This is a genomic window from Anoxybacillus sp. UARK-01 (assembly GCF_002075365.1).
In the GTDB taxonomy this organism is placed as follows: Bacteria; Bacillota; Bacilli; order Bacillales; family Anoxybacillaceae; genus Anoxybacteroides; species Anoxybacteroides rupiense.
Window position 1 is genome coordinate 93,126 of record NZ_NASY01000031.1, and the last position, 14,005, is coordinate 107,130.

Consider the following 14,005-nt stretch of genomic DNA (forward strand, 5'->3'; position numbering starts at 1 on the left):
GATCGTTATATTTAGGAAAAAAAATCTTAATCGCAATGGTGGAATAGGGGAAAACATTTTTGTATTATGGGAAAATGTGTTATATTAATTGTTGTAGTTTTTTGCAAAAAATTTTGATAGTAGGAGTTGTGAATTGGATGAAAAAATGGACAATTGCTGTTGCGACAGCAGCTTCTGTTCTTGCACTATCTGCTTGTAGCAATGGAGATTCAAAAATCATTGCGGAGACGAAAGCGGGCGACATTACGAAGGAAGAATTTTATAACGCAATGAAAGAGCGGTATGGTAAAGAAGTCATCCGCGACCTTGTGTATGAAAAGGTGTTAAGCAAGAAGTATAAAGTGACGGATAAAGAAATTGATAAGCAAATTGAGAACTTAAAGGAGATGTACGGAACGCAATATGATTTAGCTGTTCAGCAAAACGGCGAAAAAGCGATCCGTGACATGGTGAAGCTGGACTTGCTGCGCCAAAAAGCAGCGGTAGCGGATGTCAAAGTAACCGAAAAAGAATTAAAACAATATTACGATCAATACAAGCCGGAAATACGGGCAAGCCATATTTTAGTCAAGGATGAAAAAACAGCGCAAGAGGTTAAGACGAAGCTGGATAAAGGAGAAGACTTTGCTAAGCTCGCTAAAGAGTATTCGCAGGATACAGGCTCTGCACAAAACGGCGGCGATTTAGGCTGGTTTGGTACAGGCAAAATGGTGAAGGAGTTTGAGGATGCCGCATACGCCTTGAAGGTTGGGGAAATTAGCCAGCCGATTAAAACGGAGTATGGTTATCATATTATTAAAGTGACGGATAAGAAGAAAAAGCCGTCCTACGAACAAATGAAGGATGAAATCGAATTTGAAGTGAAAAAGAGCAAGGTTGACGCTTCACAGATTGAGTCAAAAGTAGCGAAAGTGATTAAAGACGCGAACGTGAAAATTGAAGATGAGGATCTTAAAGATGCCATTCAATAATCAAACAGGGAAGCAGATCGCTTCCCTGTTTGATTATTGCACTCCTTTTTGAATCGTCTCGGCAATGGTTTGTAAATCCGCAAACGTATAATCACTGGCATGTGATTTCCACACAGCGCCAAATCCATCGCCTTTTCCATAGCGCGGAATAAGGTGAACATGATAATGGAAAACCGTTTGTCCAGCCTGTTCACCATTGTTGTTTAACAGATTTAGACCCACTGGGGCAAGCTGCTGTTTAATGGCGTTGGCGATTTTCGGAACAACGCGGAAAACGTGGCTTGCCGTATCGGACGTAAGTTCAAAAATATCCTTTGTATGTACTTTTGGAATGACGAGCGTATGCCCTTTTGTGACTTGGCTGATGTCAAGAAAGGCTAACACATGCTCGTCCTCATATACTTTTGCGGCGGGAATATCGCCATTGATAATTTTGCAAAAAATGCAATCACTCATAAAATCGGCCACCTTTCTCGCGATTTTAATTACATTTTACCATAAAAAGAACAGGATGTAAGCCGGAATGGCCACATCCTGTCAGTCATGAAAAGGGGTAAGGACTTATTCAATGAAATGGCGTTTGATGAACACCTCATTTACTTATGGGTTTTTACTTCATGAACATTTCTTTGTTCACAATGATCATCTTCTTTCACAAGGAACAAAAGCCTTGGATATCATTGGATGATCTCCGACAAACACCTCATTTACAAGAGATTTCTCTTTTGCTTTAAGCGGTGTTATCTTTTGTAAACACCTCATTTCAATTTGGACGATTCACCAAATCACAATGATCATCAATAGCTGTTTAAGCGGTTCCTCATCCCCTCTTCGTTATTTATCATCTCCTAATCAGCCTCTTATATGCTTCTCATTTTTGGAAAAAATCAAGTTTTTTTGATAAAATGACGGTAACGCGATTGAATTAGGAAGAAAGGAAAACGAATCATGGCGCTTTTAGAAGTGAAACATGTACATGGCGGTTATACGAACAGAAATGTCCTTGAGGATGTTTCGTTTGCGGTAGACACCGGCAAAATTGTCGGGTTGATTGGTTTAAACGGCGCAGGAAAAAGCACGACGATTAAGCATATTATTGGATTAATGGAGCCGAGGAAAGGGACGATTACGATCAATGGAAAGACGTTTGCCGATGATCCACAATGGTATCGCAGTCAGTTTACATACATACCGGAAACACCGATCTTATACGATGAATTAACATTAAAAGAGCATTTAGAATTAATGGCGATGGCGTATGGCTTGCCAAAAGAGGAATATGAAAATCGGCTGCCTCTGCTGTTAAAAGAGTTCCGCATGGAGAAAAAACTGTCTTGGTTTCCGGCTCATTTCTCAAAAGGAATGAAGCAAAAAGTCATGATTATGTGCGCCTTTTTAATTGAGCCGTCTCTTTATATTATTGATGAGCCCTTTGTCGGCCTTGACCCGCTTGGTATCCAATCGCTGCTTCAGCTGATTCAAAGCATGAAAGAAAAAGGAGCCGGTATTTTAATGTCAACCCACATTTTAGCGACTGCTGAGAGATATTGCGATGCATTTGTCATTCTTCATCATGGCAAGGTAAAGGCAAAAGGAACATTAGAAGAACTGCGCCAACAGCTTCAGCTCCCGACCGCGACATTAGATGAGATTTATATTGAATTAACAAAGGAAGAGGAATATGCTTGATAGCCGCTTACTGTGGAAGCAGCGCTTCGTTCGTTACGGCTCTGAACGAAGGCGTTATTTGCGGTATATGCTTAATGATCATTTGTTGTTTGTGGTGTTGATTGGCTTGGGAGCTGGTGCGTTTGCCTATCAGCGATGGCTACAAACGTTAACAAGCAGCTTTCCTTATGCAATGGTAGAAGCTGTTGTTCTTTCGATGTTTCTTACATACGGCTCTGTCCGCACTTTTTTTAGAGAAGCGGATCTTGTCTTTTTATTGCCGGCTGAAGCAAAACTTACGCCTTATCTTCGCCGCGCCTTTGTATTCAGCTGGGGGATGCAGGCGTCTCTGCTTTCTTTAGCTGTTTTGGCTCTGGCTCCGTTACATCTCGAGTTTTCGGCATTATCGATATGGCTGCTGTGGATCATTTTATTAGCCTTAAAGGGATGGAATATGTGGATTGGTTGGAAAGAGCAAAGTTTTGCAACGACGGGGGCTCGTTCTTTCGGCTATGGAACAAGACTGCTTTTTAATATGGTCTTTCTGTATTTTTTGTTAAAAAACGTATCCATACTATTTTGGGGTATGCTACTGCTTATTATGGCGGCTTTGTCTTTCTACTTTATGCAGACAACGAAGCGAAAAGGGCTGAACTGGGAACATCTGATCCTTCAAGAAGAAAAGGCGCAACTATCATTTTATCGGCTAGCTAACATTTTTACAGATGTTCCTCATTTGAAAGAGCGGGCGAAGCGTCGTAAATGGATGGATTTTGTCTTATCCTTTGTCCCGTATCGTCAAGAGCAGGCGTTTCGTTATTTATATTTACGGACGTTTTTAAGAGCAGGAGATTATTTGGGACTTTACATACGGTTAACTTGTATTTCCTGCCTTGTCCTTTATATTGTACCGCCTATCTATGGGAAAATAATCGCTGCTTTATTTTTCCTTTATGCCACTGGATTTCAATTATTAAGGCTTCAGCAGCACCATCGTTCCAATATTTTTTATAAATTATATCCATTGTCTGATCAGTTGAAGAAAAAAACCGTGCTTCAGCTTTTGTTTTGGCTTTTGCTTGGACAAAATATCGTGTTTGCGCTCTTTATGCTTGTATTCGGCTATGTGGTGCATGGTCTATTATTGCTGTTTATTGGTTTGGTTTTTAGTTACTGGCTATTGTTTTTTTATTTCAATCGGCGCAGGAGGGTGAATAGATGAAAAAGATATATGTGACCACAGGAACAAGAGATTATTTGCAAAAATTGAAAGACAGCTATGCTCATGAAACGATGCTATTGCTTGAAGGAGAAGATGGAGCCGCGCTTTTTCATGAAACAGATGGCAGTACGGTTTTTCAGGAGCCGCGTCATTACGAAGTGATTGATGCGGTTGGAAACTTAGGAGGATCATTTGCCGTGCTCAATCATATTCCGGTGACAGATGAAGGAAGGCCATTATTTGAATACCGCTTTAGTCAGCGGGCCGGATTAATTGAAAAAGAACCAGGATTTGTCGCTATTCGTGTATTACGCCCTTTATCAAACGATACGTATATCATTATGACATTGTGGGAAGGAAAAGAGCATTTTCAAAATTGGCAGCGTTCGCGCGCGTTTGAAAAAGCACATCACGAACGAAAAGCGAAAGAAGAAGAAGGACAGCAAGTTAAGCTCTTTCCCCGCCCTTCTTACGTAACAACTTATAGCATTATTGAATAAAATTTCAAATGCCGCTAAATTATAGCGGCATTTTTGTTTTTTCGACTATTTCCGAGGAAATGGGGCGGTCACACCTTTTTCCGTTTTTCATATCATGTAAGCACATCCGTTAGGTAAACGCCTTGTTTATCGTGATGGGGAAAACGGAAAGGGGAAATAAGGTATGGGAGTGGAGCTAACAGCGCTACACTGGATGTATTTGCTGTTTATCGTGCTGATTATTGGATTTATGGTCGCACGAAAAGATACATCGTTTGTTTGTATTATCGGTATTTTCTTGCTGGGGATGGTGGCCACACATTCACTAAGCACTGCCGTTAGCGTGGTGTTTAACAGTTTTATTTATGCGATTACCGAGCTATTGCCAACGATTTTGGTAATCTCCGTTATTGTGGCAATGAGCAAAATATTAACGGCCACGGGCATCAATGATATGATGGTTTCTCCATTTGCTAAGCTGATTCGAACGCCAGGTGGAGCATATTGGACGATCGGACTTTTAATGATGGTGATTTCGTGGTTTTTCTGGCCATCACCGGCAGTAGCGATTATGGGAGCAGTCCTTTTGCCTGTTGCTATCCGCGCAGGGCTTCCAGCTTTAGGAGTAGCGGTGGCTATGAACTTGTTTGGACATGGCATTGCATTATCAAGTGATTTTGTCATTCAAGGAGCGCCTAAGCTGACAGCGGATGCCGCCAATCTCCCGGTTTCACAGGTGGTGGCTGCGAGCGTTCCGCTTGTTTTAGTGATGGGGATCGTAACAACGGTAACGGCGTTTATATTGCTGCGCCGTGATATGAAAAATGGGAAGCTACGCTCACCTCTTAATGAAAACGTTACCGCGGCAAAAGCCGAACAGCCTCCTTCTCTGCTATCCAAAAAAGCGAAAATAGCGTTTGCTTTTATGATCTTGTTTTTATTTGCACTCAATGTTGTGGCTATGTCCTACTTGCATTTGCAAGGAGGAGATGCTACCGCTTTAGTTGGAGGCACCTCCATTTTTATCTTGATTTTAATCGCTTTGTTTGCTCATAAGCAAAACAGCTTTGAAGAGATTACGAATTATTTTATTGAAGGCTTTCAATTTGGTTTTAAAATATTTGGCGCCGTTATTCCGATTGCTGCATTTTTTTATCTTGGTGATACAGGATTTGCGAAGATTATCGGTGAGTACTTACCAAATTCTTCACATGGGATTGTCAATGATTTGGGAGTGGCATTAGCTCATCTTGTTCCTCTAAATAAGGGAATTAGTGCGGTCACATTAACAATCGTGGGAGCCATTACAGGATTAGACGGCTCTGGATTTTCAGGCATTTCATTAGCCGGTTCGATTGCGCATTTATTTTCAACGGCCATCGGCACAGGTGCTGCTACACTGACAGCGCTTGGACAAATTTCTGCCATTTGGGTGGGAGGAGGCACGCTTGTTCCTTGGGCTTTAATTCCAGCTGCCGCGATTTGCGGAGTTGATCCATTTGAGCTAGCCCGGCGGAATTTGGTGCCTGTTACGATTGGCTTAGTCGTAACCACCATTGTTGCGATGTTTTTGATTTGACCTATTCACTGCCCCGCCCCTAAAAGAAATGTAGGCATGAGGGTTCAGGAGATTTTTCGTTTGCATCTATTTCAGCTGCCTTTTGATTAAAGAGGCAGCTTTTGTCATATCATGATATAATAAGGAAAAAAACAGGGGGAGAGAAAATGAATATTCGATTATATGAACGCCTAGAGGCTTATTATGATGAAATGGTGTCGATTCGCCGCTATTTGCACCAGCATCCCGAGCTATCATTTCAAGAATATCAAACGGCCAAGTACATAGCTGATTATTATAAAGCGTTACACGTTCCTGTCCAAGAACAGGTGGGCGGTAATGGAGTAGTCGCCAAAATTCACGGGGGAAAACCGGGGAAAACGGTCGCGCTTCGAGCTGATTTTGATGCGCTGCCTATTCAAGATGAAAAGGACGTTCCATACAAATCAACAGTTCCTGGAGTGATGCATGCGTGCGGACATGATGGACATACGGCGTCATTGCTTGTACTAGGTAAAGTGCTTCACGAAATACGGGAGGAAATAGCTGGAACGATTGTTCTGATTCATCAACATGCTGAAGAATATGCGCCAGGCGGGGCCATTTCCATGATTGAAGCGGGATGCTTGGAAGGAGTGGATGCTATTTTTGGCACGCATTTATGGGCAACAGAACCGACAGGAAAAATTCAATATCGAACAGGGCCGATTATGGCTGCTGCTGACCGATTCGAAATAACGATCAAAGGGATGGGCGGCCATGGTGCGGAACCGCATCGCACCAAAGATGCGATCGTTGTAGCCTCACAGCTTGTGCTTGCTTTGCAGCAAATTGTCAGCCGCCGTGTGAATCCCTTGCAGCCAGCTGTCGTGTCAGTTGGATCATTCATCGCAGATAACGCCTTTAACATCATTGCCGATACCGCAAAGCTGATTGGAACAGTGCGTACCTTTGATGAAGCTGTGCGCGATGAGATTGAGAAAGAAATTGAGCGGATTACAAAAGGCGTTTGTTTAGCTGCGGATTGTTTGTATGAGTATACGTATACAAAGGGATATCCGCCAGTTGTCAATCATGAAGAAGAAACGAAGCTGATTGTAGACATCGCGAAGCAGGTTTCTGAGGTTACGATGATTGAAGAAGTGGAGCCGCGTATGGGCGGAGAGGATTTTGCCTACTATTTGCAAAAGGTAAGGGGAACCTTTTTCTTTACTGGTGCGAAAGCGGAGGAGGTTAGTTCCCCATTTCCGCATCATCATCCTAGATTTGATTTTGATGAAAGAGCGATGTTAATTGCTGCTAAAATGCTTGGAACAGCTGCTCTGTCATATTTGACAAAATAAATCGTCAATTTTTTGACACTTCGTTATGTTTTCTATACATTAAAGAGAGAAACTTGTATAGTTGTAATTGTACACAGCTTGGCTTGTGGCCAAGTTTTCTTATGTAACGGCATAAATGTCATAAAGGAAGGCGGATGATGATGACAACGAAACTACCATTTAATGATACATTTTTGCGCGCCTGTCTTGGGGAAAAAACAGAATATGTTCCTGTATGGTACATGAGACAGGCAGGACGCTCACAACCGGAATACCGGGCTCTAAAAGAAAAGTACTCTTTGTTTGAAATTACGCACCAGCCAGAGTTGTGCGCCTATGTCACTCGGCTGCCTGTCGAACAATATCAGGTTGATGCAGCCATTCTTTATAAAGATATTATGTCACCGCTTCCAGCAATCGGAGTGGAAGTGGATATTAAAGCGGGGATCGGTCCGGTCATCGCTAATCCGATTCGTTCCCTTCAAGATGTAGAGAAGCTCGGAGAGATCCAGCCAGAGGAAGATGTTCCTTATGTGTTGGAAACGATTCGCTTGTTAACGACCGAACAACTGACAGTTCCGCTCATCGGTTTTGCCGGTGCACCATTTACACTAGCAAGCTACATGATTGAAGGGGGACCTTCAAAAAATTACAATAAAACAAAAGCGTTTATGTATGCAGAGCCAAAAGCATGGTTTGCGTTGATGGACAAGCTGGCGGATATGACCATTCGCTACGTGAAAGCTCAGATTAAAGCAGGGGCAAAAGCCATTCAAATTTTCGATTCGTGGGTTGGGGCGGTCAATGTGCCAGACTATCGTTATTTTATTAAGCCGACCATGCAACGGATTTTCTCGGAGCTTCGCGAGGAAAATGTTCCGCTCATCATGTTTGGTGTGGGTGCTAGCCACTTGGCAAAAGAGTGGAACGATTTGCCGCTCGATGTCGTAGGGGTGGATTGGCGTTTATCGATTAAAGAGGCGCGAGCTCAAGGAATTACAAAAGCGCTTCAAGGAAACCTAGATCCTGCTGTGCTGCTTGCGCCTTGGGAAGTTATTGAAGCAAGGGTTAAACAAATTTTAGATGAGGGAATGGAGCAATCCGGGTATGTGTTCAATTTAGGACATGGCATTTTTCCAGAGATTCGTCCAGAGACGCTGAAGCGGTTAACCGCGTTTATACATGAATATACATCGCAAAATAGAAAATGAGGTGTTCAAAATGGCGAAAAAGAGAATGGGTCTGCTTGTTATGGCATATGGTACCCCATATAAAGAAGAGGATATCGAACGCTATTATACGCATATTCGCCATGGGCGAAAGCCGCCTCTTGAACAGCTTCAAGATTTAAAGGAGCGCTATGAAGCCATTGGCGGCATTTCTCCTTTAGCGAAAATTACGAAAGAGCAGGCTGAAGCGTTAGAACAGCATTTAAATGAAATCCAAGATAAGATCGACTTTCGCATGTATTTAGGTTTAAAGCATATTGAACCATTTGTCGAGGATGCGGTCAAAAAAATGCACGAAAATGGGATTGAGGAGGCTGTGAGCCTTGTGCTCGCACCGCATTTTTCAACCTTTAGCATTCAATCGTACAATACGCGCGCCAAGGCAGAGGCCGAAAAGCTGAACGGTCCAATCATCCATGCGATTGAAAGCTGGTATCAAGAACCGAAATTTATTGAGTATTGGGTGGAAAAAGTAAAAGAAATATATGGCCAAATGAGTAAAGAAGAACGAGAGAAAGCGGTGTTGATTGTATCGGCTCACAGCTTGCCGGAAAAAATTATAGCTGCAGGCGATCCGTACCCAAGTCAGTTACAAGAAACGGCAGAGATGATTGCCAAAGGAGCAGGAGTCACTCATTATGCAGTGGGATGGCAAAGCGCCGGCAATACGCCAGAGCCATGGCTTGGACCAGATGTGCAAGATTTGACAAGGCAGCTGCATCAGGAAAAAGGCTACACGTCCTTTGTTTATCTACCGGTTGGATTTGTTGCTGATCATTTAGAAGTGCTTTATGATAATGATATTGAATGTAAACAAGTGACGGAGGAAATCGGAGCGAGCTATTACCGTCCAGAAATGCCAAATGCTCATCCTTCCTTTATCGATGCGTTAGCAACAGTGGTTTTAAAGCATATGAAACTTATGTAAAAGAAGGCGATGAAACGGTGAGTGAGGAAAAGAAAACGGTCATTGTCATTGGAGGAGGAATTGCCGGAATAGCCGCTGCTTACTATTTACAAAAAGCGATTAGAGAACAGCAGCTACCGATTGAATGCAAGCTGGTTGAAGCTACACACCGACTTGGCGGAAAAATTCAAACGGTCATTCATGACGGTTTTGTGATTGAACGGGGGCCTGACTCATTTTTAGCGCGAAAGCAAAGCGCGTCTCGCCTTGTCCATGAAGTGGGGCTTCAAGATAAAATCGTGCACAACGCAACAGGAAAATCGTATATATTAGTGAATGGAAAATTATATGCAATCCCTGGCGGTGCGGTGATGGGAATTCCTACGAAGATAGGCCCTTTTGTGACAACAGGGTTATTTTCACCGGTTGGAAAGCTGCGGGCGGCATTCGATTTTATTTTGCCGCCGACCAAAACAGACGCAGATTTATCACTGGGACAATTTTTTCGACGAAGACTCGGGGATGAAGTAGTAGAGAATTTGATTGAACCGCTTTTATCAGGAATTTATGCTGGAGATATCGACCAAATGAGCTTGATGGCAACATTCCCGCAATTTTTCCATGTTGAGCAAAAATATGGAAGCCTTGTGCTGGGAACCAAGCGGACAACTCCAAAACAAGAAGGACAGAAAAACAAAAAAGGGGCTTTTCAGACGTTAACGACGGGGCTGCAATCACTAGTCGATGAGATTGAAAAACGATTGGAGCACGGAAGCGTACTCAAAGGCATTCGCGTTGAAAAAATTGAAAGAAAACATACGAATTATTCGCTATATTTAAGCAATGGTGATGTATGGAAAGCCGATAGCATCGTGATTGCCACTCCGCATCAAACAGTGCCATCCATGCTTTCTGATTATCCGTTTTTTGCGCCATTTAAAGCGGTTCCGTCCACTTCAGTTGCGACAGTAGCGCTTGCTTTTCCAGAGAGAGCGATTGAACAAGATATAGACGGAACAGGTTTTGTTGTATCGCGACGCAGCGATTATACGATAACGGCCTGCACGTGGACGCATAAAAAATGGCCGCATACCGCTCCGGCAGACAAAGCGTTATTGCGTTGCTATGTCGGGCGTCCAGGAGACGAAACAATCGTGGAGCAATCGGATGATGAAATCGTCAAGGTTGTACTTGATGACTTAAATAAAATCATGCGCATTAATGGCAATCCGGAATTTTCGATTGTTTCCAGATGGAAGGAAGCGATGCCGCAATATACGGTTGGCCATAAAGAAAGAATCGAGACCATAAAATCACAAATGGCTGAACACCTTCCGGGCGTATTTTTAGCGGGCAGTTCTTATGAAGGATTGGGAATGCCCGATTGTATTGATCAAGGGGAGGAAGCGGTCAAAAAAGTACTGGATTATTTAGAAATGAATAGAAAAGCGCTAAAAGAGGTTAACTAACAAGGTTAACCTCTTTACTTTTTCTTTGTTCTATGGTAACATTCCTTATACCATATGACTGAAATGTTCATTTAGTCAATTTGCGGGAGGAAGGAAAATGTCAGTGAATCGAAAGCAGCAAATTATTGAGGCTGCTACGCAATCTTTTTCGCTGTTTGGATATAAGGCGACGACGATGGATCAAGTGGCAAAGATGGCGAATGTCGGAAAGGGAACGATTTATACTTTTTTTAATAGCAAAGAAGACCTGCTCGAAGAAATTATTTCATCCGTTATTATTGAAATTAAAGAAGCAGCTGAGCAGTCGATCGATGAAAATCGTTCCTTTTTTGAAAATGTTCATCGTGCGCTATACCGCATTTTAGAGTTTCGCAAACAGCATCAGCTGACGATTAAGCTTTTGCAGGAAGTACGTGATATCGGCACTCCTACGGTTCAAGAGGTGCTGCATAAACTAGATGAGGCGATTCTTGCCTATATTCGCGATAAAATTGAAGAGGCCATGCAGAAGGGGGAAATTCGTCCATGTGATGCTGAAATCACGGCATTTTTAATGCTGAAAATGTATCTTGCGCTTGTGTTTGAATGGGAAAAAAAGCACGAGCCGCTCTCAAAAGAAAAAATTGCCGAATTATTTGAGCTATATTTTTTCAAAGGATTATCAAAATGATGGTCCTTCTTCTTTTTTGAAAATATGACTGAATGAACAAAATGGTCAGGTGTCTAAAAAGGAGGGAGACAATGAAAGAGTTTTCATTGTTGCTTCAGGAAATTAAGTCGATTGCTACCAATCGAAAAATATTGATTCCGATTATTGCTATACTCTTTATTCCATTAATGTACAGCGGAATGTTTTTATGGGCGTTTTGGGATCCGTATGGGCAGTTAGATAAACTGCCGGTTGCTGTTGTTAATCATGATAAGGGCGCTGTCTTAAATGGAGAAAAGCTGGAGATTGGCAACGAACTTGTGAAAAAGCTCAAAGAAAAAAACACGTTCGCATGGCACTTTGTGTCGCAAAAAGAAGCAAATAAAGGGTTAAAGCAGCGCAAGTATTATATGGTTGTCGAGATTCCTGAAAATTTCTCAGAAAACGCCACAACCTTACAAAATGAACATCCGAAGCAAATGGAGATTGTTTATAAGCCGAACGAAGGGATGAACTTTTTATCAGCACAAATCGGAAATAAAGCGGTTGAAGCAATCAAAGAGGAAATCTCCCGCACGGTAACGGCGACTTATGCAGAAGCAATGCTTGAAAATGTACAGAAGATGGCGAAAGGATTACAGGAAGCGAGCGCTGGTGCAAAACAATTAAATAATGGGATTTCAACTGCGGAGGACGGGGCCGTTCAATTGCAGAAGGGCCTTCATTCTGCACAAACAGGAGGCAGCCAGCTTCAGAAAGGGATTGGATCAGCCAAGACTGGGGCAGAAGCCATCAATCAAAACTTAACTTTCTTAGCGGAGAAGTCAGCTGCCTTTGAAAACGGGGTGAAATCGGCCAGTGAAGGTTCCCAGCGTTTAAATGACGGCCTTCAGCAGCTAAATGGCGGATTGGGAAGAATACATGAAGGTCAATCCCAACTGCTTAATGGAGCGAAGCAAACAGAAGGTGGCACAAAGAGTCTTTTGGAAGGAATTCAGCAATCACTGTCAGGGATGGAACAACTACAAGAAGCACTGCCATCGTTGACTAACGGCTCTCTACAGTTAAAGGAGGGAAGCGGAGAGCTTTCTGCATCATTGTCACAATGGCAGCAAGGGGCTGAAAGCACAAAGGATGGAGCGATGCAAGTCAGCAACGGACTGGAGCAAGTGGTAACCGAGTTAGATGGAATGATTGCTCAAGCACCAACTGAGGAGGAAAAAGCAAAATTACAAACGCTAAAAAATCACCTTCAGCCTTTATGGCAAGGAAGCAAACGAACAACGGAGGGAATCGGCCAGCTCACTGCTAGCGCCACGGCACTAAAAGCTGGAGCCGATCAGCTGGCAGAGGGAGCGCTTCAGCTTTATAGCGGGGAGAATGCCTTCAACCAAGGCTTTAAGCAAGTGATAGACGGTCAACAGAAGCTGGCAGAAGGAGCGAGCGCTCTTGTAGAAGGTCAAGGAAAAGTGATTCAAGGCTTAGCGGTATTAGAAGAAAAAACGGGAGAAGCGAAAGCGGGAACGGCTGATCTCGCCAATGGAAGCCATCAGCTCTCCAATGGTTTACAAGAGCTTGCGGATGGTTCAGGACGCTTAAAGGATGGAGCAAGCCAGTTAGCCAACGGATCTAGCCAGCTTGCCGGCGGTATGACAGCGTTAGAAAATGGCGCTTCCCAGTTTCTAACAGGAATGAATCGATTAACGGATGGATCGAATCAATTAGTCAATGGTATGGAAAAACTTGATAACGGATCGGGAGAACTTGCGCAAAAACTTACAGACGGGGCAAAAGAATCCAGAAATGTTAAAGCAAATAATGAAGTTTATCATATGTTTGCGGAACCAGTAAAGCTAAAAACCGAATCCATTCACCATGTGCCGAACTATGGAACAGGAATGGCTCCGTATCTTTTATCGCTTGGATTATATGTAGGAGCGCTTCTTTCGACTATTGTATTTCCGCTACGTTCACCAGCGGGCGTGCCGCGTTCTGGATTAAGCTGGTTCATTAGCAAATTTGGTGTGATGATGCTGATTGGGACAGTGCAAGCATTGCTTGCGGATCTGGTGCTGCTTATCGGATTAGGAGTCCATGTACAAAGCGCCCCGAGATTTATCATTTTTAGTATCATTGTCAGCTTTGCGTTTATGGCATTGATCCAATTTCTTGTCACAACGTTAGAGGACCCGGGCCGATTTATTGGAATTATCATTCTCATTTTGCAATTGTCAGCGAGCGCAGGGACGTTCCCTATTGAATTAGTTCCAAAGGCTCTGCAGCATGTAACGGCTTATTTACCAATGACATACTCCATTCAAGGGTTCCGATCTGTCATTTCCAGCGGAGATTTTTCCTTCATGTGGGAAAACGCGGCTATTCTTGCGATTTATCTAGTATTCGGTGCATTTAGCACAGCCTTATACTTCATATATTGGCATAAACGGAAATTTCATAAGACCGCAAAACAGATGACAGAAGCACCTCAGGCGTAACGGCCGAGGTGCTTTTGTCAAAAAATTTTGAGATTG

The 14,005-nt window shown here is 43.0% G+C and carries 12 protein-coding genes; 11 read left to right on the top strand and 1 reads right to left on the bottom strand.

Annotated features, from left to right (window positions below; genetic code table 11):
* Positions 1–137: 137 nt before the first annotated feature.
* The gene (locus tag B6A27_RS04970) at positions 138–971 is read left to right on the top strand and encodes a peptidylprolyl isomerase (protein WP_066148082.1); all 834 of its coding nucleotides are present in this window, start codon (positions 138–140) and stop codon (positions 969–971) included.
* A 33-nt stretch (positions 972–1,004) separates the two neighbouring features.
* Here B6A27_RS04970 and B6A27_RS04975 read toward each other — a convergent pair whose 3' ends face one another.
* Positions 1,005–1,427, bottom strand: coding sequence for an HIT family protein (locus B6A27_RS04975; protein ID WP_066148085.1), 423 nt, complete (start codon positions 1,425–1,427; stop codon positions 1,005–1,007).
* Positions 1,428–1,916: 489 nt separating this feature from the next.
* On the opposite strand from B6A27_RS04975, the gene B6A27_RS04980 reads away from it, so the two are divergent.
* The 10 genes from B6A27_RS04980 to B6A27_RS05025 all read left to right on the top strand — a co-directional run bounded on the left by B6A27_RS04980 (position 1,917) and on the right by B6A27_RS05025 (position 13,969).
* Complete coding sequence (locus tag B6A27_RS04980) at positions 1,917–2,660, top strand: ABC transporter ATP-binding protein (protein ID WP_304528556.1); 744 nt, start codon at positions 1,917–1,919, stop codon at positions 2,658–2,660.
* Positions 2,653–3,861, top strand: a complete 1,209-nt coding sequence (locus B6A27_RS04985) for an ABC transporter permease (RefSeq protein ID WP_080860498.1) — start codon at positions 2,653–2,655, stop codon at positions 3,859–3,861. The genes B6A27_RS04980 and B6A27_RS04985 overlap by 8 nt, the downstream gene beginning before the upstream one ends.
* Positions 3,858–4,361 (top strand): antibiotic biosynthesis monooxygenase family protein, encoded by a 504-nt coding sequence (locus B6A27_RS04990; protein WP_044745643.1) that lies wholly within the window; start codon positions 3,858–3,860, stop codon positions 4,359–4,361. Before B6A27_RS04985 ends, B6A27_RS04990 begins: the two co-directional genes overlap by 4 nt.
* Before the next feature lie 163 nt (positions 4,362–4,524).
* A complete protein-coding gene (locus B6A27_RS04995) occupies positions 4,525–5,919 on the top strand; it encodes a hypothetical protein (RefSeq protein ID WP_066148095.1) in 1,395 nt (464 codons plus the stop codon).
* A gap of 146 nt (positions 5,920–6,065) precedes the next feature.
* Entirely contained in the window at positions 6,066–7,241 is a 1,176-nt protein-coding gene (locus B6A27_RS05000) for a M20 family metallopeptidase (RefSeq protein ID WP_080860500.1), read from the top strand.
* Between the two features lie 140 nt (positions 7,242–7,381).
* Positions 7,382–8,431 carry a uroporphyrinogen decarboxylase gene (gene hemE / locus B6A27_RS05005; RefSeq protein WP_080860796.1) on the top strand — a complete coding sequence of 350 codons (1,050 nt, stop codon included), beginning with the start codon at positions 7,382–7,384 and terminating at the stop codon, positions 8,429–8,431.
* A 10-nt stretch (positions 8,432–8,441) separates the two neighbouring features.
* Positions 8,442–9,377, top strand: a complete 936-nt coding sequence (gene hemH, locus B6A27_RS05010; RefSeq protein WP_066148102.1) for a ferrochelatase — start codon at positions 8,442–8,444, stop codon at positions 9,375–9,377.
* Between the two features lie 17 nt (positions 9,378–9,394).
* Positions 9,395–10,825: a protoporphyrinogen oxidase gene (gene hemY, locus B6A27_RS05015; RefSeq protein ID WP_080860502.1), complete on the top strand. Its 1,431-nt coding sequence runs from the start codon at positions 9,395–9,397 to the stop codon at positions 10,823–10,825.
* 97 nt (positions 10,826–10,922) lie between these two features.
* Entirely contained in the window at positions 10,923–11,495 is a 573-nt protein-coding gene (locus B6A27_RS05020) for a TetR/AcrR family transcriptional regulator (protein ID WP_044745648.1), read from the top strand.
* Between the two features lie 71 nt (positions 11,496–11,566).
* On the top strand, positions 11,567–13,969 hold the full coding sequence (locus B6A27_RS05025) for a YhgE/Pip domain-containing protein (protein ID WP_080860504.1): 2,403 nt from the start codon (positions 11,567–11,569) through the stop codon (positions 13,967–13,969).
* Positions 13,970–14,005: the final 36 nt, after the last annotated feature.

Excerpts from the sequence above, each read along its gene's own strand:
- hemH (WP_066148102.1), top strand. The coding sequence starts at position 8,442 with ATGGCGAAAAAGAGAATGGGTCTGCTTGTTATGGCATATGGTACCCCA.
- B6A27_RS04970 (WP_066148082.1), top strand. The coding sequence starts at position 138 with ATGAAAAAATGGACAATTGCTGTTGCGACAGCAGCTTCTGTTCTTGCA.
- B6A27_RS05000 (WP_080860500.1), top strand. The coding sequence starts at position 6,066 with ATGAATATTCGATTATATGAACGCCTAGAGGCTTATTATGATGAAATG.
- B6A27_RS05025 (WP_080860504.1), top strand. The coding sequence starts at position 11,567 with ATGAAAGAGTTTTCATTGTTGCTTCAGGAAATTAAGTCGATTGCTACC.
- B6A27_RS04990 (WP_044745643.1), top strand. The coding sequence starts at position 3,858 with ATGAAAAAGATATATGTGACCACAGGAACAAGAGATTATTTGCAAAAA.
- B6A27_RS04975 (WP_066148085.1), bottom strand. The coding sequence starts at position 1,427 with ATGAGTGATTGCATTTTTTGCAAAATTATCAATGGCGATATTCCCGCC.
- B6A27_RS05020 (WP_044745648.1), top strand. The coding sequence starts at position 10,923 with ATGTCAGTGAATCGAAAGCAGCAAATTATTGAGGCTGCTACGCAATCT.
- B6A27_RS04995 (WP_066148095.1), top strand. The coding sequence starts at position 4,525 with ATGGGAGTGGAGCTAACAGCGCTACACTGGATGTATTTGCTGTTTATC.
- hemE (WP_080860796.1), top strand. The coding sequence starts at position 7,382 with ATGACAACGAAACTACCATTTAATGATACATTTTTGCGCGCCTGTCTT.
- B6A27_RS04985 (WP_080860498.1), top strand. The coding sequence starts at position 2,653 with ATGCTTGATAGCCGCTTACTGTGGAAGCAGCGCTTCGTTCGTTACGGC.